General features: G+C 72.3%; 21 protein-coding genes and 2 pseudogenes. 10 read left to right on the top strand and 13 right to left on the bottom strand.

All coding sequences use genetic code 11. The features are described from left to right. Positions 1 to 797: 797 nt before the first annotated feature. The 4 genes and pseudogenes from ACWD1U_RS10745 (at position 798) to ACWD1U_RS10730 (ending at position 4,760) form a co-directional block, all read left to right on the top strand. Positions 798 to 1,306, top strand: a pseudogene (locus ACWD1U_RS10745) (SRPBCC family protein). Continuing rightward, on the top strand, positions 1,299 to 2,918 hold the full coding sequence (locus ACWD1U_RS10740; protein WP_451106314.1) for a phytoene desaturase family protein: 1,620 nt from the start codon (positions 1,299 to 1,301) through the stop codon (positions 2,916 to 2,918). The pseudogene ACWD1U_RS10745 and the gene ACWD1U_RS10740 overlap by 8 nt, the downstream one beginning before the upstream one ends. Positions 2,919 to 2,955: 37 nt before the next feature. Beyond that, entirely contained in the window at positions 2,956 to 3,837 is an 882-nt protein-coding gene (locus tag ACWD1U_RS10735; RefSeq protein WP_451106312.1) for an SDR family oxidoreductase, read from the top strand. A 71-nt stretch (positions 3,838 to 3,908) separates the two neighbouring features. Beyond that, a complete protein-coding gene (locus ACWD1U_RS10730; RefSeq protein ID WP_451106310.1) occupies positions 3,909 to 4,760 on the top strand; it encodes an oxygenase MpaB family protein in 852 nt (283 codons plus the stop codon). Positions 4,761 to 4,871: 111 nt separating this feature from the next. Here ACWD1U_RS10730 and ACWD1U_RS10725 read toward each other — a convergent pair whose 3' ends face one another. From ACWD1U_RS10725 to ACWD1U_RS10710, 4 genes are all read right to left on the bottom strand, one after another. Then, positions 4,872 to 5,615, bottom strand: coding sequence for an IclR family transcriptional regulator (locus ACWD1U_RS10725; RefSeq protein ID WP_451106309.1), 744 nt, complete (start codon positions 5,613 to 5,615; stop codon positions 4,872 to 4,874). After that, complete coding sequence (locus ACWD1U_RS10720; protein ID WP_451106307.1) at positions 5,612 to 6,982, bottom strand: alpha/beta hydrolase family protein; 1,371 nt, start codon at positions 6,980 to 6,982, stop codon at positions 5,612 to 5,614. Before ACWD1U_RS10720 ends, ACWD1U_RS10725 begins: the two co-directional genes overlap by 4 nt. Continuing rightward, on the bottom strand, positions 6,979 to 8,325 hold the full coding sequence (locus ACWD1U_RS10715) for an MFS transporter (RefSeq protein WP_451106306.1): 1,347 nt from the start codon (positions 8,323 to 8,325) through the stop codon (positions 6,979 to 6,981). Before ACWD1U_RS10715 ends, ACWD1U_RS10720 begins: the two co-directional genes overlap by 4 nt. Before the next feature lie 80 nt (positions 8,326 to 8,405). Next, the gene (locus tag ACWD1U_RS10710; protein WP_451106304.1) at positions 8,406 to 8,831 is read right to left on the bottom strand and encodes a MarR family winged helix-turn-helix transcriptional regulator; all 426 of its coding nucleotides are present in this window, start codon (positions 8,829 to 8,831) and stop codon (positions 8,406 to 8,408) included. Positions 8,832 to 9,047: 216 nt separating this feature from the next. On the opposite strand from ACWD1U_RS10710, the gene ACWD1U_RS10705 reads away from it, so the two are divergent. From ACWD1U_RS10705 to ACWD1U_RS10690, 4 genes are read left to right on the top strand one after another with little or no spacing between them, the layout of a single operon-like run. Further along, positions 9,048 to 9,965, top strand: a complete 918-nt coding sequence (locus ACWD1U_RS10705; protein ID WP_451106302.1) for an SDR family NAD(P)-dependent oxidoreductase — start codon at positions 9,048 to 9,050, stop codon at positions 9,963 to 9,965. Then, positions 9,965 to 10,840 carry an amidohydrolase family protein gene (locus tag ACWD1U_RS10700; protein ID WP_451106300.1) on the top strand — a complete coding sequence of 292 codons (876 nt, stop codon included), beginning with the start codon at positions 9,965 to 9,967 and terminating at the stop codon, positions 10,838 to 10,840. Before ACWD1U_RS10705 ends, ACWD1U_RS10700 begins: the two co-directional genes overlap by 1 nt. Before the next feature lie 10 nt (positions 10,841 to 10,850). After that, a complete protein-coding gene (menE, locus tag ACWD1U_RS10695) occupies positions 10,851 to 12,353 on the top strand; it encodes an o-succinylbenzoate--CoA ligase (RefSeq protein ID WP_451106298.1) in 1,503 nt (500 codons plus the stop codon). 8 nt (positions 12,354 to 12,361) lie between these two features. Beyond that, positions 12,362 to 12,817: a MaoC family dehydratase gene (locus tag ACWD1U_RS10690; protein ID WP_451106296.1), complete on the top strand. Its 456-nt coding sequence runs from the start codon at positions 12,362 to 12,364 to the stop codon at positions 12,815 to 12,817. On the opposite strand, the gene ACWD1U_RS10685 is transcribed toward ACWD1U_RS10690, so the two are convergent. From ACWD1U_RS10685 to ACWD1U_RS10645, 9 genes and pseudogenes are all read right to left on the bottom strand, one after another. Continuing rightward, positions 12,808 to 13,635: a PaaX family transcriptional regulator gene (locus ACWD1U_RS10685; protein ID WP_451106295.1), complete on the bottom strand. Its 828-nt coding sequence runs from the start codon at positions 13,633 to 13,635 to the stop codon at positions 12,808 to 12,810. The two genes, ACWD1U_RS10690 and ACWD1U_RS10685, sit on opposite strands and share 10 nt — an antisense overlap. Before the next feature lie 153 nt (positions 13,636 to 13,788). After that, positions 13,789 to 13,957 (bottom strand): annotated as a pseudogene (locus ACWD1U_RS10680) (histidinol-phosphatase); the annotation flags it as partial. Positions 13,958 to 13,973: 16 nt separating this feature from the next. Then, entirely contained in the window at positions 13,974 to 15,800 is a 1,827-nt protein-coding gene (locus ACWD1U_RS10675; protein ID WP_451106293.1) for a LamG-like jellyroll fold domain-containing protein, read from the bottom strand. A 33-nt stretch (positions 15,801 to 15,833) separates the two neighbouring features. Beyond that, complete coding sequence (locus tag ACWD1U_RS10670) at positions 15,834 to 18,776, bottom strand: glycoside hydrolase family 2 TIM barrel-domain containing protein (RefSeq protein WP_451106291.1); 2,943 nt, start codon at positions 18,774 to 18,776, stop codon at positions 15,834 to 15,836. Continuing rightward, complete coding sequence (locus ACWD1U_RS10665) at positions 18,773 to 19,759, bottom strand: alkaline phosphatase family protein (RefSeq protein ID WP_451106433.1); 987 nt, start codon at positions 19,757 to 19,759, stop codon at positions 18,773 to 18,775. Before ACWD1U_RS10665 ends, ACWD1U_RS10670 begins: the two co-directional genes overlap by 4 nt. 82 nt (positions 19,760 to 19,841) lie before the next feature. Next, positions 19,842 to 20,711, bottom strand: a complete 870-nt coding sequence (locus ACWD1U_RS10660; RefSeq protein ID WP_451106289.1) for a carbohydrate ABC transporter permease — start codon at positions 20,709 to 20,711, stop codon at positions 19,842 to 19,844. Further along, on the bottom strand, positions 20,708 to 21,592 hold the full coding sequence (locus tag ACWD1U_RS10655) for a carbohydrate ABC transporter permease (RefSeq protein ID WP_451106432.1): 885 nt from the start codon (positions 21,590 to 21,592) through the stop codon (positions 20,708 to 20,710). Before ACWD1U_RS10655 ends, ACWD1U_RS10660 begins: the two co-directional genes overlap by 4 nt. A 124-nt stretch (positions 21,593 to 21,716) precedes the next feature. After that, positions 21,717 to 22,994, bottom strand: a complete 1,278-nt coding sequence (locus tag ACWD1U_RS10650; protein ID WP_451106287.1) for an extracellular solute-binding protein — start codon at positions 22,992 to 22,994, stop codon at positions 21,717 to 21,719. A gap of 50 nt (positions 22,995 to 23,044) precedes the next feature. Beyond that, positions 23,045 to 24,064, bottom strand: a complete 1,020-nt coding sequence (locus tag ACWD1U_RS10645; RefSeq protein ID WP_451106285.1) for a carbohydrate kinase family protein — start codon at positions 24,062 to 24,064, stop codon at positions 23,045 to 23,047. A 150-nt stretch (positions 24,065 to 24,214) separates the two neighbouring features. Between ACWD1U_RS10645 and ACWD1U_RS10640 the strand changes: the two genes are divergently transcribed. Together ACWD1U_RS10640 and ACWD1U_RS10635 are read left to right on the top strand one after the other, a co-directional pair. Further along, positions 24,215 to 24,979 carry a DeoR/GlpR family DNA-binding transcription regulator gene (locus ACWD1U_RS10640; protein WP_451106283.1) on the top strand — a complete coding sequence of 255 codons (765 nt, stop codon included), beginning with the start codon at positions 24,215 to 24,217 and terminating at the stop codon, positions 24,977 to 24,979. Positions 24,980 to 25,169: 190 nt separating this feature from the next. Next, the gene (locus ACWD1U_RS10635) at positions 25,170 to 26,510 is read left to right on the top strand and encodes a 6-phospho-beta-glucosidase (RefSeq protein WP_451106281.1); all 1,341 of its coding nucleotides are present in this window, start codon (positions 25,170 to 25,172) and stop codon (positions 26,508 to 26,510) included. The last annotated feature ends 46 nt before the right edge of the window (positions 26,511 to 26,556 follow it).

Below are 26,556 nucleotides of genomic sequence, written 5' to 3'. Positions count from 1 at the left end.
AGTTGGGCTGATGGAGGGGCGGGCCGTGGGGGAGGCCCGCCCCGCGGGTGAGGCGGGTGCCGGCCCGCTGGCCGGAGAACACCAGACGTGGTCGACGACCATCGGGCCGGCCCGGCCGGGTGCCGGCCTCCGAGCCGCCGCCGAACGCGTCGGGGGGAAGCCGCGCCCATCACCTCGCTGAGGATGAGGACCTGCGGCGGAGGTCGAATCCAACGCCTTCCGCACCGTCCGCGCCGTCCGTCCGATCGCACCGCGCTTGTGCCCGAGCTCCGAGACCGGGCCCGTGAGGGCGGCGCACCCGCGCCGGCTCGGCGGGCTGTCGCCACCCCGCTGCGGTGTCGGACGGGGATGACGGTTCGACTTCCAGCGGGCCGGGGCGGGAGTCTCCGCGGGCCGTCCCCGGTGGCAGTCCTGCCGCACGCGGCGACGACACGGCCGCGTGAGCCCACGCGCCGGGGGCAGGACGCGCGTCCCACCCTCCGGCCTCGGTGCAGCCGCGTCCGCGTCCCCGGCCGTCCGTCGGTGCAGCCGCGTCCGCGTCTCCTGGCCGCCCGGTGCTCGCGCGAGCAGGGCGCGCACCCGGGTTCTCGTCGAATCTCGTACGCCTGTTCGGTCCGGCGAGTGCAAGGCTGCGCCGGGCGCGGTCGCTCGGCGCCGTGGGCACCGAGCGTGCGCACGGTCCGACCGGTCCGCACGGCCGGGTCGAGGCGAGCCGATGCGTCGCGCTGTTGAACAAGCGGTGCCGGGGAACCCGTGGTGCACGACGCAGGAACCGGTCGAGGCAGCAGGAGGTCTCCATGGCTGTTCGCCATCACCTGATCCGAGTCCCGCCGAGCGCCGTGTGGGACGTCCTCGCCGCGGCAACCGCTACGCGGAGTGGGTGGTGGGGACCTCCGAGTCCCGCCCGGTGCGCGGACAGTGGCCGCACACGGACGCGGCGATCCACTACCAGGTCCGGCTCGGGCCGGTGCATCTGGACAACGAGACGGTGGTCCGCTCCTGCGAGGAGGGCAGCCGACTGGAACTGGAGGCCAAGGCCGGCGCGCTGGGCACGGCACGGATCGCGATCGAGCTGCGGCCGTGGGGCGGGAACTGCCTGGTCATCGTGGACGAACACCCTCTGCGCGGCGCGGGCGGCCGGTTGCACAACGTCGGCTTCGAGGCGCTGATCCAGCTGCGCCACCGCGCCATGCTGGCCCGGCTTGCCAGGCTGTGCGAGGGCGAGGCAGGGGACACCGGGGGTGCCCGCCGCGCCCTGGGCCAGGTGACGGTGGGGTCCGAGGCGGACGGAGCCGACCGTGCCTGACGCCGTGGTGATCGGCGCGGGGCCCAACGGCTTGGTGGCGGCCAACGTCCTGGCGGACGCCGGGTGGAGCGTCGAGGTGCTGGAGGAACAGCCCGAGCCGGGGGGCGCGGTGCGCCACGACCGGGGCGTCGACGCCGACTACGTCAGCGACGTGTTCAGCTCCTTCTACCCCCTCGCCGCCGCCTCGCCCGTCCTGGCCGCGCTGCACCCGGAGGAGCACGGACTGCGGTGGAGCCACGCGCCCAGCGTGCTGGCGCACCCCCTCCCCGACGGCAGCTGCGCCGTCCTGGACCGGAACCTCGACACCACCGCCGCGTCCCTCGACACCTTCGAGCCGGGCGACGGAGCCGCCTGGCGACAACTGCACGACGTGTGGCAGCGCCTGCGCCCCGACCTCCTGGACGCCCTGTTCACCCCGTTCCCGCCGGTCCGGGCCACGGCACGGCTGGCGCTGCGGCTGCGGGCGGCGGGCGGACTGCGCATGGCGCGCTCCCTGGTGCTGCCGGTGCGCCGGCTGGGCGAGGAGGAGTTCCGCGGCGAGGGCGGCCGGCTGCTGCTGGCCGGCAACGCCCTGCACGCCGACCTCGCCCCCGAGTCGGCGGGCAGCGGCGGCTTCGGCTGGCTGATGGCCATGCTGGGGCAGACGTACGGCTTCCCGGTACCGGCCGGCGGCTCCGGCGCGTTGACCTCCGCCCTGGTGCGCCGCCTGGAGAGCCGGGGCGGGCGGGTGCGGTGCGGGCAGCGCGTCGAGCGGATCGTCGTACGCGGCGGGCGGGCCGTCGGCGTGCGGACGGCGACCGGTGACGCGGTGCCGGCCCGCCGGGCGGTGCTGGCGGACGTGTCGGTGCCCGTCCTCTACGGGCAACTCGTCGAACCCGAGCACCTGCCGGCGCAGCTCCTCGAAGACCTGCGGCGCTTCCAATGGGACTTCGCCACCTTCAAGGTCGACTGGGCGCTCGACGGCCCGGTGCCCTGGCAGGCCGAGCAGGCCTCCCGGGCCGGCACCGTGCACCTCGCCGACGGCGTGGACGAACTCACCCGTTTCGCCGCGCAGATCGCCATGCGGCAGGTCCCGGACCGCCCGTTCCTGATCTTCGGCCAGATGACCACCTCCGACGCCTCCCGCTCCCCGCAGGGCACCGAATCGGCCTGGGCCTACACCCACATCCCCCACGAGATCCGCGCCGACGCCGCCGACGAGGGCATCACCGGCGGCTGGCACACCAAGGACCAGGAACTCATGGCCGACCGCGTCGAACGCCAGGTGGAACGCTTCGCGCCCGGCTTCCGCTCCCTGATCCGCGGCCGCCGCATCCTGGCACCCCCGGCCCTCGAGGCGCTCGACGGCAACCTGGTCGGCGGCGCCATCAACGGCGGCACGACCGCGCTGCACCAGCAGCTCGTCTTCCGCCCCCTGCCCGGCACCGGCCGCGCGGAGACCCCCGTGCCCGGCCTGTTCCTCGCCTCCTCCGGGGCCCACCCGGGTGGCGGGGTGCACGGAGCGCCCGGGTCCAACGCCGCCCGGGCCGCGCTGCGCCGTCACCGGCCCCCCGGCCTGGCCGGCGCCCAGCGGCTCCTCGCGCACCGCGACCGCACCGGAACCAGGCGCTGATCCGGTCGGAGGGCGTGAGGGGAAAGGAAGGCGTCCCATGCGCAGCAGCCCGCTCGCCGAGCGAACGGTCGTCATCACCGGAGCCGCCCGGGGCGTGGGCGCCGCACTGGCCCACGCGGTCGCCCGGCGTGGCGCCCGGGTGGCCCTCCTCGGCCACGAGAAGGCCTCACTGGAGGCGGTCGCCGCCTCCCTGCCGGGCCCGGCCCTCGCCGTGGAGGTCGACATCACCGACCTCACCGCGCTGGACGCCGCCGAGGACACCGTCCGGGCCGGCCTCGGCCGCCCCTCGGCCGTGGTGGCGAACGCCGCCATCGCCGAGGGCGGCGCGTTCCTCGACTCCGACCCGGCCGCCTGGCGCCGGGTGATCGACGTCAACCTCACCGGCAGCGCCCACACGGCCCGCGTGTTCCTGCCGGACCTGCTCGACACCGCGGGTTACTTCCTCCAGGTCGCCTCCCTGGCATCGATCGGGGCCGCCCCGCTGATGAGCGCCTACTGCGCCTCCAAGGCGGGGGTCGAGGCCTTCGCGCACGCCCTGCGCGCGGAGGTGGCGCACCGGGGTGTCGCCGTGGGCATCGCTTACCTCAACTGGACCGACACCGACATGATCCGCGACGCCGACCGGTACGCCGTCCTGCGGGAACTGCGCGCCCACATGCCCCCGCCGGTCCGGCGGGTGTACCCGGTGGACGTGGTGGCCGCCCGCATGGCGCGGGGCATGGAGCGCCGCCGTACGGCCGTCTACGCGCCGGTGTGGCTGCGGCTGGCCCAGCCGGTGCGCCCGGCCCTGCCGCCCGTCGTGATGCGCGTGGCGCGCCGCGAACTGCCCCGCCTGGAGGCCACGGACCCGGTCCGGTACACCGGGCCGCTCGGCGCCGGCGGCGCGGCCGACCGAGCGCAGGCCGGGCAGCGTCCCTGACTCGGGCAGTCCGCCGTGCCCGCACACATGACGCTATGGCGGACACTGGCAGCAGGGGAAGGGAGGCCGACGTGCTGACCGGAGTCCGTGAACAGCTGGGCCAGGCCCTGTTCCGCCGTGTCGCCGGCCCGAGCGGACCGGAGACGCGCGCCCGCATCCATCACACGCCCGGCCCGCGCTGGTTCGGCCCGGACCGGCCGATCCGCACGGTCCACGGCGACGCCTCGATGTTCATCGGCGGCCTGACCGCACTGCTGCTGCAGTCCCTGCACCCGCTCGCGATGGCGGCGGTCGCCGACCACTCCGGCTACCGCGGCGACCCGTGGGGCCGGCTGCAGCGCACCAGCACCTTCCTGGCCGTGACGACGTACGGCACCGCCGAGGACGCCCAGCGGGCGGTCGACCACGTCCGCGGCATCCACGAACGGATCCGCGGGACGACGGCCGAGGGCGTGCCGTACCACGCGGCAGATCCGCACCTGATCGGCTGGGTGCACGCCGCCGAGGCGGACAGCTTCCTGCGCGCCCACGCACGCTACGGGGTCCGACCGCTGGACGGGGCCGGCTATGACGCCTACGTCGCCGACACCGCGCGCGTCGCCGAGGCCCTGGGGGCCGATGACCCGCCGAGGAACCGCCGCGAGCTGTCCGAGTGCCTGGCCGCCTACCGGCCCGAACTGCGGGCCACGCCCGAGGCCCGGGCGGCCGCCCGCTTCCTGCTGTTCCGCCCTCCCCTGCCTCTCGCCGTACGGCCCTTCTACGGCGGGCTGGCCGCCAACGCCGTCACGCTGCTCCCGACCTGGGCGCGCGGCATGCTCGGGCTGCCCCGGGTGCCGGTCGTCGAGGACCTCGCCGTACGCCCCACCGGTCACGCCCTGACCCGGACCATCCGCTGGGCCATGACCCCGCCCCGCGAGGCGTGAGCCCCGGAGCCCGCGGCGCAGCGGCCGGTTCCCGTCGACCAGCTGGTGCTCGGGCACCGGACGGGCCGCTGCGCGCACGCGACGCCGTGCCTCATCCCGGAGTGCCACCGTTCAGGGCTGCCACCCGAGCGCTCGCGATATCCCGCGCGCCGCCACCCGCACCGCCGGGACCAGGACCGGCACCTGGGCGTCCGCGTGGGGCACCACGACGGACACGGCCGCGGTCACCGTGCCGTCCGCGCCGCGTACCGGAGCGGCCACCGACACGGCGTCCTCCGTCACCTGGCGGTCGCTCACCGCGACCCCCGACCGCCGCACCTCGGCCAGCACCCGCCGCAGCCGCACCGGGTCGGTGATCGTGTACGGAGTGAACGAGGCGAGTGCGCCCGCGCAGTACTCCTGCTGCGACTCCGGGGCGCCGTGCGCCAGCAGGGCGAGTCCGACCCCGGTGGCGTGCAGCGGCCACCGGGCGCCGACGCGGATGTGCACGCCGACCGCCGACCGCCCGGACAGCCACTCGATGTAGACGACGTCCCGGCCGTCCCGCACGGCCAGTTGCACGTTCTCGTGCGTCGCCTCGTACAGGTCCTCCAGGTACGGCAGCGCGATCTGCCGCAGGGCGAGGCCGCGCGGGGCCAGCGCGGCGAGCTCCCACAGCCGGAGCCCGACGTGGTAGACGCCGGAGTCGTCCCGCTCCAGCGCCCCCCACTCGGTGAGCGCGCCCACCAGCCGGTGCGCGGTGGTCAGGCTCAGCCCGGCCCGCCGGCTGATGTCCGTCAGGGACAGCGCCGGATGCCCGTGGTCGAAGGCCGCGAGCACGGACAGCAGCCGGTCGGGAGCGGAGCGAGGAGTCATGGCCGGGTGTCGGCCGGGTGGGCGAGGTCGTAGGGGCGGGGGTAGGCGGCCGGGCGGTAGGGGACGTAGCGGGGCTCGGCGGCCGGTTCCTCGGCGCGGGCGCGCGCGTTGAGGGCGCCGGGGGAGGCGTCCCAGCGGCCGGTGTCCAGGCGGTGCTCCAGGGTGTCCAGGGCGGCCAGAGTCTCGCCCGTGGTGAAGGTGCAGTGGCCGGGGCCATCGACGTACGCCTGGCGCAGGAGCCCCGTGGAGCCCGCCGCCGCAGCGGCCCGCCGGTAGGCGCTCTCGGACTGCACCGGGATCAGCGCGTCGCCGGTCGTGTGGATGTTCAGCTGCGGGTCGCTGAGCCGGCCGGACAGCACGCTGGTCTTCCGCATCCACCGCACGGCCGGCGGATCGGCGGAGATCCGGGGCGCCCGGCCGAGGGCCGAGAGGTCGGTGCGCAAGGACAGTCCCGCCTCCCTGTAGAGCTCCGTCACTCCTTTGTACAGCGGGGAGCGGGCGAGCAGGGCGGTGTAGTCGACGCCGGTGTTCCAGGACGGGTTGCCGCCGGCCCGGCTCTCGGCCTCCTGCCGCCAGTCGAAGGCGGGCAGCCGGAGGAGGCCCCGGACGGCGGCGTACTGGTTGGCCTGCCGGGCTTTCCAGTCGGTGGGCCCGGGCCGGGTCTGCGCGGGGTCGTTGTGACCGGGGATGTCGTGCAGGGCGGCGGCGAGGGCGATCCGGGCCCGGCCCTCGGGGGTCTGCTGGGCGGCGTCGACCTTCGAGGTGAGCGTCTGCGCGGCGGCGGACGCCTCCGCCCGGCCCGCGAACCCCGTGAGCCGCAGGCCGGTGCCCGGAGCGAGGAGCGTGCGCAGCGCGAACACGGGGTCCAGCGTGCTGTTCCAGTTGGCGACACCGCCCTGCACCAGCCCGCACATCGACAGCGACCCGTCGAACCGGTCGGCGTGCCGCTCGGCGAGCATGCTGGTGACGAAACCGCCGTACGAGGTGCCCCAGGCGAGCGTTCGGCGGGCCGTGCCGAACCTCTCGGTGAACAGGTCCAGCGTGGCCAGCTGGTCGGGCACCGCCTCGGTCATCGCCCAGCCGTTCGTCGCGTACGAGGAGCCGATCAGGGCGTAGCCCTCGGCCAGCAGCTTGTCCCGGGCGGCCGGACCGGGCGTGTTCTGTGCCGGGTTGGGGGCTCCGGCCGGGGTGTAGCCGTGGCTGTAGAGCAGCACCGTGCCGTTCCAGGTGGCCGGTACGTCCATCACGTACGCGGCACCGGAGGGGAGCCGGCCCTCCAGGTGGGTGTCGTCGGGGGCGGCCCGCGCGGGCAGCGCGGTGGCCGCCAGGGACAGGCAGGCGGTCAGTAAGGCGAGGCGGATCCTCAACGCGGGGTTCCTTCCAGGGCGGGGGCGGTGGCGGGGGTGTCGAGGGCGTCCGTGTGGGTCTCGCGCAGCCGCCACACGGTGACCGCGGTGATCGCCGCGCCCGCGCACAGCAGCAGCGACACCGGGGTGCTGCCGCCGCCGGAGGAGGCCAGGAGGCTGCCCGCGATCAGCGGGGAGAACCCGGCGCCGATCAGGGTCGCCCCCTGGTAGCCGAGGGAGGCGCCGGTGTAGCGGACGCGGGTGCCGAACATCTCGGTGAGCAGGGCACCGAGCGGCCCGTACATCGTGGACTGGGCCACGCCGTGACCGAGGGCGAGAGCGAGGATCAGCAGGCCGGGCGAGCCGGAGTCGACCAGCGCCAGCACCGGGAAGGCGAGCGCGGCCGAGGCGACCGCGCCGGCCAGCACGACCGGCCTGCGGCCGACCCGGTCCGAGAGCGCGGACGCCGCGGGCAGCACGGCGAGGGCCACGCAGGAGGCGATGGTCACCGCGGTCAGCACCTGCGGCCGGGTGTACCCCTGGTCGACCGCGTAGGAGATCATGAAGCTGGTCAGCAGCGACTGTGCGGTGAACGCGCCGATGCCGACGCAGGCGGCCAGCAGCACGGGCTTGGGGCGGCGCAGCACCTCGAGGATCGGCGGCTTGTCCACGGGCTCGCGCTTGACCTGGGCGAAGAGCGGGCTCTCGGCGACCTTCAGCCGCACGAACAGTCCCACGGCCAGCAGCACGATGCTCAGCAGGAACGGCACCCGCCAGCCCCAGGAGCGGAACTCCTCGTCCGGCAGGGCGGCGACGAGCGTGACCACACCGGCCGACAGTACGGAACCGAGCGGGGCGCCGAGCTGGGTGAAGCTGGACCACAGGCCGCGCCGGGAACCCCGCGCGTGCTCGGCGTGCTCGACGACCATCAGCATCGCGCCGCCCCACTCGCCGCCGATCGCGATGCCCTGCACCACGCGCAGGGCGACCAGCAGCACCGGCGCCCAGACGCCGATCGCGTCGTACGTCGGCAGCAGGCCGATGAGGAAGCTGCCGGTCCCCATCAGGACCATGGTCAGCAGCATCATCGACTTGCGCCCGATCCGGTCGCCGAAGTGCCCGAAGACGATGCCGCCCAACGGGCGGGCCAGATAGCCCGCGGCGAAGGTGCCGAACGCCGCGATGGTGCCGACCGCCGGGTCGGCCTGCGGGAAGAACAGTTCGCCGAAAACGAGCGCGGCGACGGTGCCGTAAACGAGGAAGTCGTAGAACTCGACGGTCGTGCCGAGCAGACCGGAGACGGCGACGCGGCGCAACTGACGGGAATCAGGGGAGGGTTGGGCGGCTGACGGGGATGGCTGCACGGTGGGCTCCCTGGGGACGGGGCGCGGTTGATCCGTGAAGCTATGCATCCACCGTGCAGCCGTCAATCATTTGCACAACATCAGTTCAGGCCGTCCTCCGCGATCCGCAGCAGCAGCGCGTGCAGGGTCTCCCGCTCGGCCGGGTCCAGCGGGCCCAGCAGTTCGCCGGTCACCCGCAGACCTGCCTCGTCCGTGTCGCGCAGGAACCCGCGGCCGCTCCCGGTCAGGACGACGATCCGGCTGCGGCGGTCGTCGGGGGAGGGGCGGCGCTCGGCGAAGCCCAACTCCTCCAGGTCGTCGACCAAGCCCACGATCGCGCTCGGGTCGTAGCCGAGCCGGGCGCTCAGCTCGCGTTGGAGGGCGCCCTCGGTGGTGGCGAGGAAGCGCAGCACCGCGTAGTGGCGCAGGCGCAGGCCCGACTCCTGGAGGCAGGCGTTGAACAGCTGTCCCGAGCGCAGGCCCAGGCGGTAGAGCAGGTAGCCCGTGTCGGCGTGCAGGCCGCGCATCCACGGCTCGTGGGCGTCGATGGGGGCCTGGTTCGTGGCGTGCTGGCGGCTGATGGCGGGCTCCCTGGTCGTGCGGCGCGTGCTGGTCCGGCCCCAGTGTCCCGCACCCGGCGGATGCCAACAACTATTGACGACAACAATTATTGCTCTTAGCTTCGATCTCGGAGCCGCGTCGCAAGCGGCTCACCGCCGCACCCCATGCGAAGGGACCCGCTCGTGCCCAGCATCGATCTCTCCGGCAAGGCCGCCGTCGTCACCGGAAGCGGCCGCGGCCTCGGCCTCGCCTATGCCCACGCCCTGGCCGCCCACGGCGCGTCCGTGGTCGTCAACGACGTCGACGAGGCCGTGGCCGAGGCGGCCGTGAAGTCCCTCACCGAGGCGGGCGGCACGGCCGTGGCGGAGGTGGTCCCGGTCGGTACGGCCGAGGCGGCGGACCGGCTGGTCGCCCGCGCGGTCGAGGAGTTCGGCCGGCTCGACGTCCTGGTCACCAACGCCGGCATCCTGCGCGACAAGGTGCTGTGGAAGATGACCGACGAGGACTTCGACGCGGTGCTCACCACCCACCTCAAGGGCACCTTCACCTGCGCCCGGGCCGCCGCCGTCCGGATGCGCGAGCAGGGCGAGGGCGGCTCGCTGATCCTGGTCGGCTCCCCGGCCGGCCAGCGCGGCAACTTCGGCCAGACGAACTACGCCGCCGCCAAGGCCGGTATCGCGGCCATGGCCCGCACCTGGTCGATGGAGCTGGGCCGCGCGGGCATCACCGTCAACGCGATCGTGCCGGTCGCCGCGACCGCCATGACCGAGACGATCCCGGCCTTCGCCCCGTACATCGAGGCGATGCGGAACGGCGAGCCGCTGCCCGGCTTCCTGCGCAAGGGCGAGGGCTTCGGCACCCCCGAGGACTGCGCGGCCCTGGTCCCCTTCCTGGCCTCCGAGGCGGCCCGGGGCGTGACGGGCCAGTGCATCGGCATCGGCGGCGACAAGGTGGCACTCTGGTCGCATCCGCAGGAGATCAGGGCGGCCTACGCCGACGGCGGCTGGACCCCCGATGCCCTGGCGGACGCCTGGCCCACCTCGGTCGGTGCCGAGCTCCAGTCGGTCGGCATCCCGGCGCCGAAGCTCCCGGAGGCGTGATGGACCTGGAGTCACTGGTCGCGATCGACGTCCACACCCACGCGGAGGTCTCCTCCAAGGGCCATTCCTCGCTCGACGACGACCTGCACGACGCCTCCTCGGCCTACTTCAAGGTCGAGGGCAAGCGGAAGCCGACACTGGAGGAGACGGCGGCCTACTACCGGGAGCGGAACATGGCCGCCGTGATCTTCACGGTGGACGCCGAGTCCGCCACCGGCACCCCACCCGTCCCGAACGAGGAGGTCGCCGAGGCCGCCGCCGTCAACGCCGACGTCCTCATCCCCTTCGCCTCCATCGACCCCTTCCGCGGGAAGGCGGGGGTGAAGCAGGCCCGGCGCCTGGTCGAGGAGTACGGGGTGAAGGGCTTCAAGTTCCACCCCAGCATCCAGGGCTTCTTCCCCGACGACCGGTCGGTGGCGTACGACCTGTACGAGGTGATCGAGGAGACGGGCACCATCGCCCTCTTCCACACCGGTCAGACGGGCATCGGCGCGGGCGTCCCCGGCGGGGGCGGGATCAGGCTCAAGTACTCGAACCCGCTGCACATCGACGACGTCGCCGCCGACTTCCCGCATCTGAAGATCATCTTGGCGCACCCGTCCTTCCCCTGGCAGGACGAGGCCCTGGCCGTCGCCACCCACAAACCGGGCGTGCACATCGACCTGTCCGGCTGGTCGCCGAAGTACTTCCCGCCGCAGCTCGTGCAGTACGCGAACACACTGCTGAAGGACAAGGTGCTCTTCGGCTCCGACTTCCCCGTCCTCACCCCCGACCGCTGGCTCGCCGACTTCGACAAGCTGACGATCAAGGAAGAGGTCCGGCCGAAGATCCTCAAGGAGAACGCCGCCCGCCTGCTCGGGCTGACGCGACCGTAAGGGGCGTGACATGCGCAACGAGGGACTGGGATCGTGGCCCGCACGCCGGGCACGCAAGACCCCGCACCGCACCGCCCTGATCCACGGCGGCACGACACTCGGCTATGCGGAGTTGTACGCGCGCGTCACCCGCCTCGCCCACGCCCTGCGCGCCCGGGGCGTGCGCCGCGGTGACCGGATCGCCTACCTCGGCCCGAACCACCCCTCCTACCTGGAGACCCTGTTCGCGGCCGGCCTCCTCGGCGCGGTCTTCGTCCCGCTCAACATCCGCCTCGCCGGGCCCGAGATCGCCTACCAGCTCTCCGACTCCGGCGCGAAGGCCCTCGTCTTCGGCCCGTCCCACGCCGGCCTGGTCGCGGGCCTGCCCGGCAGCACGGACGTACGCACCTACATCGAGGCCGGAGCCGAATACGAGGCGACGATCGCCGAGGCGCCCGGGGAGCCGATCGACGAACCGGTCGGCGCCGACGACACCTGCATCATCATGTACACCTCGGGCACGACCGGCCGTCCCAAGGGCGCCATGCTCACCCACGGCAACCTCACCTGGAACGCGATCAACGTCCTGATCGACCTCGATCTGCTGGCCGACGAGCGCGCCCTGGTCTCCGCCCCGCTGTTCCACACCGCCGGCCTGAACATGCTCACGCTCCCGGTCCTGCTGAAGGGCGGCACCTGCGTCCTGGTCGACGCCTTCGACCCGGACGCCACCTTCGACCTGATCGAACAGCACCGGATCACCTTCATGTTCGGTGTGCCGACGATGTTCGACCAGGTGGCCCGGCATCCGCGCTGGGCCGAAGCCGACCTGTCGTCGCTCCGCATCCTGACGTGCGGCGGCTCCCCGGTCCCCACCTCCCTGATCGCCGCGTACCAGGAGCGCGGCCTGACCTTCCTCCAGGGCTACGGCATGACCGAGGCCGCTCCCGGCACGCTGTTCCTGGACGCCGAGCACGCCGTCAGCAAGGCGGGTTCGGCGGGTGTGCCGCACTTCTTCAGCGACGTGCGTGTGGTCCGCCCGGACCTGTCGCCGGTCGACGTCGGCGAGGTGGGCGAGGTCATGGTGCGCGGCCCGCACGTCATGCCCGGCTACTGGGGGCTGCCCGAGGAGACGGCCGTGTCCTTCGCGGACGGCTGGTTCCGCAGCGGCGACGCCGCCCGGGTCGACGAGGACGGGTACGTCCACATCGTCGACCGCATCAAGGACATGATCATCTCCGGTGGCGAGAACATCTACCCCGCCGAGATCGAGGACCGGCTCCTCGCCCACCCCGACATCGTCGAGTGCGCGGTGATCGGGGTGCCTGACGACAAGTGGGGCGAGGTGCCGCACGCGGTGGTCGTGCCCCGCGAGGGCGCCGCCCTCGACCCGGACGAGGTGCTCGCGTCGCTCGCGGGACGCCTCGCCAAGTACAAGATCCCGAAGTCGGTCGTCGTCGCGGACGAACTCCCGCGCACCGCCTCCGGAAAACTCCTCAAGTCCCGTGTCCGTACCCGTTACGGCGACCAGTAAGGAAACGCATGACCATCACCGTCAACGGCCTCGGCGAGCTCAGGAAGCTCGCCGGCGGCGACCTCGGCACCAGCGAGTGGATCGAGGTCACGCAGGAGCGGATCAACACCTTCGCCGACGCCACGGGCGACCACCAGTGGATCCACGTGGACCCCGAGCGTGCCAAGGGAGGACCGTTCGGAGCCCCCATCGCGCACGGCTACCTCACGCTGTCCCTCTTCATCCCCCTGTTCACCGAACTGCTGGACGTCCAGGGCGTGACGACGAAGGTCAACTACGGCCTCGACAAGGTGCGTTTCCCTTCCCCCGTGAAGGCCGGCTCCCGCATACGGCTCACGGCGAAGCTGGCCGAGGTCGAGGACGTGCCGGGCGGCGTGCAGATCACCGTCGAGGGCGCCATCGAGATCGAGGGCGCCGCCAAGCCCGCCGCGGTGCTGCGGAGCCTGTCGCGGTTCTACGCCTGAGGCCGCGCGGGCACCAGGTCGAGAATGCGCTCCGAAGCGGCACGGGCGAGGGGTGAGAGTCTCTCGTGCACGGTCCGGAACGTCTGCTCGGCCTGTTCCGCCGGCCAGTCCTCCGGCAGGTGCGTGACGGGCAGGCGTGGGTCCCGCCGGACGATGCGCAGCCACTCCGTCTGGAGCCGCAGCCGCAGCACGAGCGCCTCGTCGGCCTCCGGGAGGCCGTCCTCCCAGGACTGCCATCTCCGCACGAAGGACGCGTAGCGCCCGGCCAGGTCGGACAGCTCCCAGGTCTCCTCGATCATCTGGCCGATGTCCATGCCCGCGTCCGCGTGGGCCCGGAAGATCTTCACGTGGGCGGACAGGCCCAGTTCGGCGACCAGGGCCGACACGTCGGCCTCGCCGGGGGCGATCCACAGGCCGTTGAACAGCGGGCCGAAGCCGCTCCAGGTCAGCTGGGAGCGCAGGTCGTGGCGCTGGCGCTGCCAGGACTCCGGCAGGGAGAAGCCGAGCAGGGTCCAGGTGCCGTCCCAGTGCCGGTTGACGGCACCGGTCTGCCAGATGCGCCTCTCGCCGTCGCGCAGCACCGCCTCCGAGCGCTCGGTCAGACCGAAGTACATGCGGCGGCCCTCGCGCTGCCGGCGCAGCAGGTCACGCCCCACCATGCGGGTCAGCGTGGAGCGGGTGGCCTGCTCGCCGATCCCGGCGCGGGCGAACACGTCGATGACGCTGCCCGAGTACACGCACACGTCTCGCCCGAGCACCTGGTCGCCCAGGAACGTCAGCATGAGGGACTGGGGCCGCAGCGACTCTTCACCGGTCACGCGGCCCACCGTACCTCCGCTCGATCAGTTCTCGACCTGCTTGCACGCGTGGACGGGCCGTCGCCGCCGCACACGTCACGCCAGGTCAGGGACCTCCCACGGCCACGAACACGGGGTTCCGGCAGAACCACGTGCCGGCCCCCGGGTCACCGTCCCCATCCGTCTGCCGTCACCGGCAGCCAGGGCCCAGGTCGCGGCCGGGCCCAGGGCGAACGCGGCGCCGAACAGGCCCGCGCGGCGCGGGAGCCCGGCCGCCCTGCGGATCGAGGGCGGCGGGGGAGACGGACAGGCCGGCCGGGGCGGGCAGTTGCTGCTCGGGCATGAAGGGTGCTTGAAGGTCAGTGATTCATGAAGGAGGTGACGGGCAGCGCCCGGGAGACGATGCGGACGTCGCCGAGCCGGCCGTGGAAGATCTGATCGATCCTGCCGCCGTACTCGTAGCCGCCCAGCAGCCACGGCAGGCCGACGGAGGTGATACCGACCGAGGGCGCCTTCGGGTTGCGGAGGACCGGGCAGCCCTCGACGTACAGCGTGGTGTGCCTGCCGTCGTTGACGACCGCGAGGTGCCACCAGGTCTCCAACGGGGTCTCCTGGCCCCAGTTGGTGGCGATGCCCTGCTGGTTCAGCGAGCGCATCGCCCACTGCGGTTCGCGGTCGTTGGACAGCGACAGCGTGGCCAGCGGCTCGTCCGGGTCGTCGGCGGTCTTGCCCGCGGCGCCGCCGGTGCCCGTGCGGCCGACCAGTCCCGACCAGGCGTTGTGGTCGGGGTCCCAGTCGGCGGGCAGGCGGTAGAACACCTCGATGGTGTAACCGCCCCTGAAGGTGGCCGAGTTGAGCGGGGCGCCGTCGACGGTGCGCAGGTAGGCGCCCTTCAGCGGGGACTTGAAGCCCTGGAACTCCAGGCTGCCGTGGCCCGGCTGGTCGGGGTGGTGGTCCGGCGACCAGCCCAGCGCGCCGCCGCTCACCGTGACCAGGGACAGGTCGTTGCCGCGCCCGGACAGGTCACGGACCGTTGTGTCCACGGGCTCCTCGAACCGCCAGTACGCCACCGTGCCCGGGACCAGCATCGTCGAGGTGGTACGCGCCGGCCGGGCGGGCACGGGCGCGAAGCCCGAGAAGCGCTCCTGGAAGTCGATCTCGACGGAGAACCGGTCGGCGTCGCCGCTCAGCTCCATCTCCTGCCGCTCCAGCTCGTTGAGCCCCTTCGCGGCCCGGCCCAGGATCCACGGGGAGACCGTCTCCACGTCGATGACGTTCCGGTCCAGGTCGAAGCGGTAGAGGCGGATCATCGCCGCGCCGCCGAAGTAGCGGTTCTGGTAGTTCGTCAGGTGCAGATGGACGTCATGCCCGGCCGCGTTCCTCCGCGTCGCGCGGGCGGCGGGCCAGTGGTGCCCGTTGAGGGTGAGGAAGACCTGGTCGTGGTCCTCGATCAGCCGGTCCCACAGCTGCTGCCCGTACGACGACAGGGAGTCGTCCTCGACGACCAGTTCGTGCGTCGTGAGGACCACGGGCGTCTGCGGGTGCCGCGCCATGACCTCCTTCGCCCACGCGTATCCCTGCGGCGACAGCCGCCAGTCCAGCGCGAGCACCATCCACTCCCGGCCGCCCGCCGTGAACAGGTGGAAGGTGTTGTAGCCGTCCGGGGAGGCACCGCCGAACGTCCGCCTGCCCTCGAACCTCCGCGGACCGAAGGCGTCCAGGTACGGCGTCGCACCGCGCTGGTCGGTCGTCGACGACTTCACGTCGTGGTTGCCGGCCAGGACGCTGTAGCCGACACCTCGCCGGTCCAGCAGCCGGAACGCCTCGCCGATCGCCGCGAACTCCTCCTGCGCGCCGTTCTGTGTGAGGTCCCCGAGGTGGGACAGGAAAACGAGGTTCTCCTCCCCGCCGTGCTCCAGCAGGTAGCGCAGCGACGCCTCGACCGGTGTCTTGTCGATGCTCGGCCCGTCGAAGAGGTACTGCGTGTCCGGCATCACGGCCAGCGTGAAGCGGCGGCCGTGCGGGTCGGGGCGCCAACTCGCGGGCGCCGCCGCGGCGGTGGCGGCCGGCGGCGCGGCCACCGCCGCGGCGGTCGCACCGAGCAGCGCGGTGGCACGCAGGAAACCGCGTCTTCCGGCACCGGCACGGGGCGCCTCGCCCAGGTCGTGGTCATGCGAAGTGCACACGTGTGCTCCATGAAGGGTGACGGGGAGGAAGGGTCAGAGAACGCGCAGCGTCCAGCTCCAGCGATGGACGCCGGCCGCGACGAGATAGGCGGCGAAGGTGTCGGGCCCGCACGACGCCGTGCCCAGCCCGCGGTGCGCCGCGTCGATGTGCACCACGCACCCGGCCCGCGGCACCAGCTCGTCGTGGTGCGCGGCGGCGGCGAGGTCGGCCGCGCGATGGCGGGTCACGGATACCTGGCGGGGCCGGTCCAGCCGCACCGCCAGCCCGGTGGCGTCCGGCGCGGACAGCGTGAACCGCCGCATGCCGTGCCGCCCGCCGCTCTCCTGGGGCCGCAGATACGGCGTGAACAGCTCGTCCACCGGCAGGGAGTGGTGGCCGACCGGCGCGCCCGCGCCCCGGTCCGGATACGACTCCCAGGGGCCCTGCCCGAACCACTCCAGCAGGTTCAGCCCGGCGACCGTCTCGAAGACCGACCCCACCCGGGCCACGTCGTCCAACGCCTCGGGCAGCTCGGCGCACTCCTCCACCAGGAGCCCGCCCTCGACGGCCGTGAACACCTGCTCGTGCCGGACGGTCCCGCCCGGGCAGAGGTGCTCGGCGACCACCGCCACCCGTCCCGGGTCACGTCGCACGGCGACGACCTCGCGGGTGAGCGTGTCGAGCCCCCAGTCCCGCCAGCGGGCCGCCATGCCGCCCAGTTCGTCATTGTCGGTGGGCGCCCGCCACAGCGACAGCGTGGGCCCGGCCGTCAGCAGCGGATGGACCAGCAGACCGTCCTCGTCGACCTCGACGGGGCGGTGCGTGACGGGAGCGTGCCGCACCGGGGGCGCATGCCGCAGCCGTACCTGCGGCAGGCACACCACCGTGCCGCGTGGCGCCCACGGCTCGTCCCCGGCCGTCGTGACCCGCAGCGTGAGCCACGCCTCGCCGCCGTCCTCCGGCAGCTCGAACGGCAGCGGCACGGCGGCCGTCTCGCCCGGCCGCAAATCGGGCAGTTCGGCGGGAGCGGTCAGGGTGCCGCCGTCGGCGAGGGACAGCTCCCACTCGCCGGACAGCCAGTCCAGGTCGCGGAAGTGCTGGTGGTTGCCCAGCACGACGCCCTCGTGCCGGAAGCACTCGATCCGCAGCGGCGCGGCGATCTCCCGGTGTTCGTACATCACGGGCTTGGGGGTGCGGTCGGGGAAGACGACACCGTCGGCGATGAAGGCACCGTCGTGCGGCGTCTCCCCGAAGTCACCGCCGTACGCCCAGCGATGCCCGGGCGCGGCGACACCGTTGTCGTAGAGCCCGGCACCCCCGCGCCCGGCCGGTCTGCCGTCGTTCACACGCTGGAGGATGCCGTGGTCCCAGAACTCCCAGATGAACCCGCCCTGAAGACCCGGGGTGGCCTCGATGGCGGCCCAATGGTCGGCGAGCGTGCCGTTGCTGTTGCCCATGGCGTGCGAGTACTCGCACTGGATGAGCGGCTTGGTCTGCCTCCCGGACATGGCGTGCGCGAGGCACTCCTCCAGCGGCGCGTACATGGGGCAGGCGATGTCCGAGGCCAGGTCGGGATCGGCCCAGCCGAGCCTGGCCGCGCCCTCGTACTGCACCGGGCGGGTCGGGTCGTGCCGGCGTATCCACCCCGCGGCCGCGTCGTGGTTCGCGCCGTAGTCGGACTCGTTGCCCAGCGACCAGATGATGACGGACGGGTGGTTCTTGTCGCGCAGCACCATGCGTGCGACCCGGTCGACGAAGGCGTTCAGATAGCGCGGGTCGTCGGCGATCTCGTGGGCGTGGTCGTGGGACTCGATGTCGGCCTCGTCGACGACGTGGAAGCCGAGCTCGTCGGCCAGGTCGTACAGGGCCGGGTCGTTCGGGTAGTGCGCGGTGCGGATCGCGTTGAAGCCGAACCGCTTCAGCAGGACGAGGTCCGCGCGCATGTCGTCGTACGAGACGGTCCGCCCGGTCAGCGGATGGAAGTCGTGCCGGTTGGCGCCCCGGACGAACACGCGCTCGCCGTTGACCAGCAGGTCCCGGCCGCTGATCTCGACATCGCGGAAGCCGATCCGGTGGCGGGAGGTGTCGGCGACCGTGCCGTCGGCGCGGTGCAGCCGGACGGTCAGGCCGTACAGCTCGGGCGTCTCGGCGGTCCAGGTGCGCACCTCGGGCACGGTGGCCCGCAACCGGGCCTCGCCGAGGAAGTGGGAGACGCGCTCGTCCTCGGCGTTGGCGCGGTCGAACTCGGCGTCCTGCGTGAGCAGATGCCCGTCCAGCTCGCCACTGACGTACCAGCCCTCGGGCAGCGCCCCGCCCGCGTCCCGCACCCGGCAGTCCACGCGCAGGTCACCGTCCCGCCGGGCCCGCACGGTCACGTCCGCGAGAGACAGCGGGTCGGTGGCGTACAGCAGCACCGAGCGGGTGATCCCGCCGTGCCACCACTGGTCCTGATCCTCGATGTGCGACGCGTCGGACCACTTCACGACGGTCAGGCGTACGGTGGCCCGCTCCCCGGGACGGAGCACCGTGCTCAGGTCGAACTCGGCGGCCAGGTGGGAGTCCTTGGAGATCCCGACGGGCCGCCCGTCCACGTGCACCAGCAGCACACTCTCGGCGGCCCCGACCTGAAGGACGATCCGCCGCCCGGCCCACTCGGCCGGCACGTCCACCGCACGCTCGTACACGCCGGTCGGGTTGGCTGCGGGTGCCCCCGGCGGGAACTCGGCGAACGGCATGCGGACGTTCAGGTACTGGGGAAGATCGTCCGTGCCCTGCATGGTCCAGACACCGGGCACGTACGCCGACGACCAGACCACGCCCACCGGGGCATCGGGCGCGGGCAGCAGCTGGAAGCGCCAGTCGCCGTCCAAGCACAGGGCTTCGGCCCGCCGATCGACGGCGTTCATCGGCAGACGCCCCCAGGAGGTCACCTCGGGAGCCTCCCAGGGGCGCAGGGCGATCAGGGGATCGGCTGGGTAGGAGAGAGCGTCGGTCATGACCATCCCGGTGGTGACGTGGGTGACGTCGAGCTGTGCCTCGACTGCCCGGGCCCTGAGGGGGCCCCGGTGGTGTCCTTCGGTTCGCCGGTCCGAAGCAGCACGCGGCCTCGCAGGCCCCAGGCGGGGTCGACGGGGATGCCGAGACGGTCCAGGACGGTGGGGGCGACATCGATGAGGCGGGGCGTGTCCAGCCGGGTGCCGCCGGGCACGCCGGGCCCGGCGAGGACGACGAAGACCTCCCGCTCGGCACGCGTGTCGCCGCCGTGGCCGCCGGTGTCGAGATGTCCGTGGTCCGTGGTGACCAGCACGGTCCACTGCTCGTCGGCACGGGCGGGGTCCGAGCGCCGGGAGCCGATCGCGTCCAGCAGCCGCCCGAGGTGGGCGTCCTGGGCGAGGAGGGCCTGGTCGTAGGCGGGGCTGAGGGGGCCCGTGGCGTGGCCGGCCTCGTCGGTGGCGCCGAAGTACACGAACACGACGTCCGGGTCGTCCTCGGTGAGCCACTGTGCGGCGGTGCGGGCGACGAGGCGGTCCGCGTTTTCGTAGCCGTCGGACTCGCCGTCGTAGTGCACACGCCGGCCGATGGCGGGGCCGAGGGTGCCGCGGTGGACCAGTTCCGGCCAGGACACCGCGGCCGCGGTGCGCAGAGCGGGCCGCGTGGTGACGGCGCGGCTGAGGAAGTCGGGGTAACGGGTGTAGTCGGCGCCGGTGAAGTCGTTGCCGGTCACCCCGTGACGGTCGGGCCACACCCCGGTCAGCACGCTCGACCAGCCGGGGCCGGAGTCGGTGTAGGCCATGCTGGTCGACGGTCCGTTCCCACCCTGACCGTCCGCCTCGCCGTACGGCAGCAGGCTGCTGCCGTGGGCGCCCGCGGCCATCAGGCCGTGCAGCACGGGTGCCGTGGACGGCGAGCGAAGCGAGATGGGGGTCCCCCCGGCCGGAGGCTGAGGGAGGGGCAGCCGGTCGAAGCGCACCCCGTCCATCCCCACCACGAGCACCTTGCCGCGCCCCGGGCCCTCTTCACCGGTGACATCCACCACCGCGTCCCTCCCTCCCGGCAGCGGTTCAGCTGCCCTGGACCGCGCCTTCGGTGGCGCCCGCGATGAAGCCGCGAGCGAACACGGCGAAGACCACGACCAGCGGCAGGGACGCCATGAGCACACCGGCCATGACCATGCTGTAGTCGGTGGTGTGGCCGACGTGGAGCTGTGCGAGCTCCACCTGGAGCGTGACGTGGTCGGGGTCGGTGAGCACGATGAGCGGCCAGACGTAGTCGTTCCAGGCACCGACGAAGACGTAGATGGCGAGGAAGGACAACGCGGGCCTGATCATCGGCAGCGCGACGTTCCAGTACTGACGGAAGAAGCCGGCGCCGTCGATGCGCGCCGCGTCGAGCAGTTCGTCGGGCACCCCGTTCTCGATGTACTGGCGCAGCCAGAAGATGCCGAAGGCGTTGGCGAGGGCGGGTGGGACCAGGGCCTTGAGCATGCCGACCCAGCCGATCTCCGACATGAGGATGAACTGCGGCAGGACGGCCAGCTGGAGCGGCAGCATCATGAACACCAGCAGCGTGCCGAAGAGCACCTTGCGCCCGGGGAAGTCGAACTTGGCGAAGGCGAAGGCCGCCAGCGAGTCGACGAACAGCACCAGGACGGTGGTGGCGCACGCGACGACGACCGTGTTGAGCATCGACCCGAAGAAGTCGATGGTGTCGAGCACGTGCCGGACGTTCTCCAGCAGGTGGGAGCCGAAGGTCAGCTTCGGCGGGCTCTTGTAGATGTCCTGGGTGGTGTTGGTCGCCATGACGATCGTCCACACGAACGGGAAGACCGAGACCGCGACGGCCAGGATGAGGAAGACGTGCGCGGCCAGGCCCTTGGGGCGGCGCAGCCGCCTCGCGCCCGTGGCCGGCCGCGTCGTGGCCGCTGCCGTCATGACTTCCTCCCTCGTTGCACGATGCGCCAGTTGACGGCGACGAGCACGATGATCAGTACGAAGAAGGCCCACACAATGGCCGCGCCGTAGCCGTAGTCGTTGTTGAGGAAGGCCGACTGGTAGAAGTACAGCAGCGTGGTCAGGCCGGCCTGGCCCGGGCCGCCGAGATTCTGGTTGGCGGCGTTGCTGGCGAAGAGGACCTGGGGTTCGCTGAAGCTCTGCAGGCCGTTGATGGTCGAGACGATGACGGTGAACAGGATGATCGGCCGCATGATCGGGATCGTGATCTGGAAGAAGGTGCGGACGGGACCGGCGCCGTCCATCCTGGCGGCCTCGTAGACCGAGTTCGGGATGGCCTGGAGACCGGCCAGATAGATGATCATGTTGTAGCCGGTCCACATCCAGGTCATCAGCAGCGCGATGACCACTTTGATCAGCCACGGGTTGCTCAGCCACGGGACGGGCGAGATGCCCACCGTGCCCAGGATCGCGTTGACCAGGCCGAAGTTGTTGCTGAACACCGCGCCGAAGAAGATCGCCACGGCGACGATCGACGTGACGTTCGGTACGTAGAGGGCGATGCGGTAGAAGCCCTTGAAGCGGCGCACCGAATGCAGCAGCGTCGCCAGGACCAGGGCGCCGAAGAGCGTGGGAACGGTGGACAGGACCCAGATCACCAGGGTGTTGCGGATCGACAGCCAGAAGATCGGGTCGTCCCAGAGGAACTCGAACTGCTGCAGGCCCACGAACTGCTTGGTGCCCAGGCCGTCGTAGCGCTGGAAGGCCAGATACAGCGAATAGAAGATGGGGAAGAAGGAGAAGGCGATGAAGATCAGGTAGAACGGCGAGATCGCCAGGTACTGCCGCCAGTACGACAGCACCCCGCGACGTCTGGGCCGAGCGGCGCCCGCGGGCGGGGTGCGCCGCGGGCGGAACCGGGCCGGGCCCGGCCCGCCGCGGTGCCCGTGCACCGCGGCGGGGCCGGTGACCGGAGGTGACGACACCTCAGTTCACCCCCTGCCGCCGGGCGATCTGCTTGGCCTGGCTGACCGCGTCCTTCCAGGCGGCGTCGGGCTTCTTTCCCTTGGCCTCGATGTTGGTCAGTTCGGTGAAGTAGGGAGCCATGACCGCGGCGTCGGCGGGTGCCTCGTAGCTGACCGGGATGGCTTCGGCGGCCGGGCCGAAGACCTCGATGATCTTCTGTCCGCCGAAGAAGGCGTCGGGGCCCGTCATGGCCGGCATGGCGTACGCCTTCGGGGAGGCCGGGAAGATGGCGGCGTCGGTGAAGCCCCGGGCGTTGTTGGCCGGGCTGAGGATCCAGCTGATGATCTTGAATGCCTCTTCGGGGTTCCGGCACTGCTTGGGCAGGGCCAGGTAGGAGCCGCCCTGGTTGGCCGGCCCGCCGGGCGTCGCGCAGACCCGCCACTTGCCCTTGGTGCCCGGGGCGGCCTGCTCGATGTCCAGCGCGTGCCAGGCCGCGCCGAGCTCGGTGGTCAGGTTCTTGCCGATGGCGGCGTTCCAGGTGTTGTCGTTGATCTTGGCGTCGATGCCGAGCGTGTAGGGGCGGACCGCCGTGGCCCACGCGGCGCGGATGTGGTCCTGATCGCCGATGAAGTGGTTGTTCTGGTCGACGAACCGCTTGGTGCCCTGGCCGACCGCGATGTTGAACACCGAGCTGATGTTGTTGATCAGGTAGCTGCCGGGCAGCGCCTTCCTCAGCTCGGAGCCGAGCGCGAAGTAGTCGTCCCAGGTCTTGGCCTCGGCGGCGACCTCGGCCGGGTCGGTGGGCAGCCCGGCCTCGCGGAACAGGTCCGCGCGGTAGAAGAGCGCGGTGGGACCGATGTCGATCGGGAAACCGATCTGCTTGCCGTCCTCGGTCTGGGCGAGCTTGGTCTTCCACTCCAGGTACTGGGACGAGATCTTCTTGAAGCCCAGGTCGTTCAGGTCGAGGAAGCGGTCGGCGTTGGGCAGGAAGGACGCGATGTCCTCGCCCTTGATGCCGGTGATGTCGGGCACGGAGCTGCCCGCCGCGAGGGTGGTGGTGAGCTTCTGCTTGAAGTCGCCACCGATGGAGGCGGCGGTCAGTGCGACCTGGCTGCCGAAGTGCTTCTTGGCCTCCGCGACCACCTTGTCGCTCAGCGCGCCACCCCAGTACCACATGGTGAGGCTCTTGCCGTTCTTGGTGCCGCCCGATCCCGAGCCGCCGCCGCACGCGACGGTCAGGCCGGAAGCGGCCGCGGTGAGCGTGGCGGCCTGGAGGAAGCCTCTGCGAGAAAGGTCCACGGGTCACTCCTGTTGTGTTGCCGTTCGTGGTGCTGAGGGGTTGGTGAGGATCAGTGCTGCCGCGCCGGAGGGGTCACGGGGGCGTACGCGACCGGTGGCCCGGGGGACTCCGGGAGCCGGTCCGCGAGGAAGCCGTACGCCTGCTTCAGCCCGGGGTCGGTCAGGGAGCGCCACCAGCGGTCGACGCCGTACCAGCCGGGGGCCGCGAAAGCCCCGCCGTGGTGTCCGACGGAGAGCCCGGCCGCCAGGACGGCGAACCGCAGCCGTTCCGCCAGGGGCCAGCCGTCGAGCGAGGCCGCGACGAAGCTCGCGCCGAAGACGTCCCCGGCGCCCGTCGCGTCCAGGACGTCCGTGTCCAGCGCCGGGACCTCCGCGTACTCGCCGGTGATCTGGTCGACGGCGATGGCCCCGTCACCGCCCCGCGTCACCACGGCGACCGGCACCAGTTCGGAGAGCGTGCCGAGCGCCGCGAGCGCGCTGTCGGTGCGGGTGTAGGCCATCGCCTCGGTCTCGTTCGGAAGGAAGGCGTGGCACAGGGAGAGCTGGTCGAGGAGGGCCGTGGACCACACCTGGGTGGGATCCCAGCCGACATCGGCGTAGATCAGCGTGCCGTTGGCGGCGGCCTTGGCGAGCCACCGGCGGGGCTCCGCCTCGAGGTGCACGAGGGCGGTCCGCGCCTCGGGCGGGTCGCCCATCAGCGCGTCCTGCGAGTACGGCGGCTCCTTGCCGTGGGTGAGCAGGGCCCGGTCGTGGCCGTAGGCGACGGAGACGGTGACCGGGGTCGGCCAGTCGTCCGCGGTACGGGAGAGCGAGAGGTCGACACCTTCCCGGCCGGACAGGACGTCCCGGCAGTACCGGCCGTAGAAGTCGTCGCCGAACACCGTGGCCAGGGAGGTCCTGAGGCCGAAGCGCGAAGCGGCCACCGCGAGGTTCGCGATGCCGCCCGGGCCGCAGCCCATGCCCTCCGCCCAGATTTCCTCGCCCGGTGTCGGCGGCTTGCCGAGCCCCGTGAGGACGAGGTCGTAGAAGAGCAGCCCGGTCAGCAGCACATCGGGCCGGTCGTCGTCCACGGATGCGTCCTCTCGCTCGGGGCTTCGACAGAGATCGTCAAAACTCTTCATTTCTGTGAGCGGAATCGTGCGCCGATCTGAGGAGATTGGTCAATACCCGAGCAGAACTGAGCATGGCGATGATTGGAGATGACGAGTAATGTGCACGGCGTGCTGGCAGAACGACGACACCGACTCATCCTGCGGGCCCTGCGCTCCGGCGGCCCCGCGGCTGTGACCGACCTCTCCGAGCAGCTGGGTGTGAGCCCGGCCACCATCAGGCGTGACCTGGTGAAACTCGAGGAGGACGGTCTGCTGACGCGTGTCCACGGCGGAGCCGTGGTCGAGGAGGGCGACCAGCCTTTCGCCGAGGTCGCCGAGGTGCGCGTCTCCGAGAAGGACGCCATAGCCGCACGCGCGGCGGCCATGATCAAGGACGGCCAGTCGGTGCTGCTGGACATCGGGACGACCGCCTACCGCCTGGCCCGGCAGCTGCACGGCCGCCGGCTCACCGTGATCACCAGCAACCTGGTGGTCTACGAGGAACTCGCCGACGACGAGGGCATCGAGCTGGTGCTGCTCGGCGGCATGGTCCGCCGCGAGTACCGCTCCCTGGTCGGCTTCCTCACCGAGGACAACCTGCGCCAGCTGCACGCCGACTGGCTCTTCCTCGGCACCAGCGGGGTGCGGCCCGGCGGGCAGGTCATGGACACCACGGTCGTGGAGGTGCCGGTCAAGCGCGCCATGATCAAGGCCGGCGAGAAGGTCGTGCTGCTCGCCGACGCGGCGAAGTTCCCCGGGAACGGGATGGCGAAGGTCTGCGGTCCCGAGGACCTGGACGTGGTGGTGACGAACGCGCCGGTCGACACGGCGACGCGGGCCTCCCTGCAGGAGGCGGGCGTCGAGGTCGTCGTGGCGGGAAAGGTGCAGACGTGACCCCTTCCCCAGCCGAAGCGGGGGGATTCCCGGCCCGGGCCGCCCCGCCGTGCAGCTACCAGCAGGGTCGTACACCCTCACCGCCGGCCGGGCCGGAACCAGACCGGCGTCCGGAACCAAGTTCAAGGAGGCGGCGCGTGCCTGGTTCTCGCAACGCGCTCCGCGCGGCCGACCGAATCGGAGGAACCCGGTGAAGCTGACGATTCTGGGCGGCGGAGGATTCCGCGTGCCGTTGGTCTACGGGGCGCTCCTCCAGGACCACGCCGAGGGCCGGGTGACCCACGTCGTCCTGCACGATCTGGACGCCCGGCGGCTGTCGGCCGTGACGCGGGTCCTCGCCGAGCAGGCGGCCGGGGTGCCCGACGCACCCGAGGTGACCGCCACCACCGACCTGGACGAGGCCCTGCGCGGCGCCGACTTCGTCTTCTCCGCGATCCGTGTCGGCGGGCTGGAGGGCCGCGCGAACGACGAGCGCGTGGCGCTGGCGGAGGGCGTGCTCGGCCAGGAGACGGTCGGCGCGGGCGGCATCGCCTACGGACTGCGCACGGTCCCGGTCGCCGTCGACATCGCCCGGCGGGTGGCGCGGCTCGCGCCCGACGCCTGGGTCATCAACTTCACCAACCCGGCCGGCCTGGTCACCGAGGCCATGTCCCGCCACCTCGGCGACCGCGTCATCGGCATCTGCGACTCCCCGGTCGGCCTCGGCCGCCGCATCGCGCGCGTGCTCGGCGTGAAGAACCCGGGCGAGGCGTGGATCGACTACGTCGGCCTCAACCACCTCGGCTGGGTGCGCGGCCTGCGCGTCGCCGGCCGGGACGAACTCCCGCGACTGCTCGCCGACCCCGACCTGCTCGGCTCGTTCGAGGAGGGCAAGCTCTTCGGCGTCGACTGGCTCCGCTCCCTGGGTGCGATCCCCAACGAATACCTGCACTACTACTACTTCAACCGCGAGGCCGTCCGCGCCTACCAGCAGGCCGAGAAGACCCGCGGGGCCTTCCTGCACGACCAGCAGGCCCGCTTCTACGCCGAGATGGCGAACCCGGACGCCCCCGCCCTGAAGACCTGGGACCGGACCCGCGCCGAGCGCGAAGCCACCTACATGGCCGAGAACCGCGAGACCGCCGGCGCCGGCGAGCGCGACGAGGACGACCTGTCCGGCGGCTACGAGAAGGTCGCCCTCGCCCTGATGCGGGCCATCGCCCGCGACGAGCGCACGACCTTGATCCTCAACGTCCGCAACCAGCGCACGCTGTCGATCCTGGACACGGACGCCGTCATCGAGGTCCCGTGCCTCGTCGACGCCAACGGCGCCCACCCCGTCACCGTCGACCCGCTGCCCGGCCACGCCACCGGTCTGGTCTGCGCGGTCAAGGCCGTCGAACGCGAGGTGCTGGCCGCCGCCGACTCCGGCTCCCGCACGACGGCCGTGAAGGCCTTCGCGCTGCACCCGCTCGTCGACTCGGTCAACGTGGCCCGCAGGCTGGTCGAGGGCTACACCGAGGTCCACCCCGGGCTGGCGTACCTTAGGTGAACGCCGTTCGGTAAGCGCTTTCCCCCGCTCTTCCCGCTGGAGACAT

The organism is Streptomyces sp. NPDC002788, from assembly GCF_053592115.1.
The sequence above is the reverse complement of the archived record's forward strand: the minus strand, read 5'-3'. Positions and strand labels throughout refer to the sequence as shown.

Bases quoted from the DNA above. Each gene is read 5' to 3' on its own strand.
- ACWD1U_RS10735 (WP_451106312.1), top strand. From the start codon at position 2,956: ATGCGCAGCAGCCCGCTCGCCGAGCGAACGGTCGTCATCACCGGAGCC.
- ACWD1U_RS10725 (WP_451106309.1), bottom strand. From the start codon at position 5,615: ATGACTCCTCGCTCCGCTCCCGACCGGCTGCTGTCCGTGCTCGCGGCC.
- ACWD1U_RS10710 (WP_451106304.1), bottom strand. From the start codon at position 8,831: ATGCGCGGCCTGCACGCCGACACGGGCTACCTGCTCTACCGCCTGGGC.
- ACWD1U_RS10700 (WP_451106300.1), top strand. From the start codon at position 9,965: ATGGACCTGGAGTCACTGGTCGCGATCGACGTCCACACCCACGCGGAG.
- menE (WP_451106298.1), top strand. From the start codon at position 10,851: ATGCGCAACGAGGGACTGGGATCGTGGCCCGCACGCCGGGCACGCAAG.
- ACWD1U_RS10690 (WP_451106296.1), top strand. From the start codon at position 12,362: ATGACCATCACCGTCAACGGCCTCGGCGAGCTCAGGAAGCTCGCCGGC.
- ACWD1U_RS10670 (WP_451106291.1), bottom strand. From the start codon at position 18,776: ATGACCGACGCTCTCTCCTACCCAGCCGATCCCCTGATCGCCCTGCGC.
- ACWD1U_RS10665 (WP_451106433.1), bottom strand. From the start codon at position 19,759: ATGGACGGGGTGCGCTTCGACCGGCTGCCCCTCCCTCAGCCTCCGGCC.
- ACWD1U_RS10660 (WP_451106289.1), bottom strand. From the start codon at position 20,711: ATGACGGCAGCGGCCACGACGCGGCCGGCCACGGGCGCGAGGCGGCTG.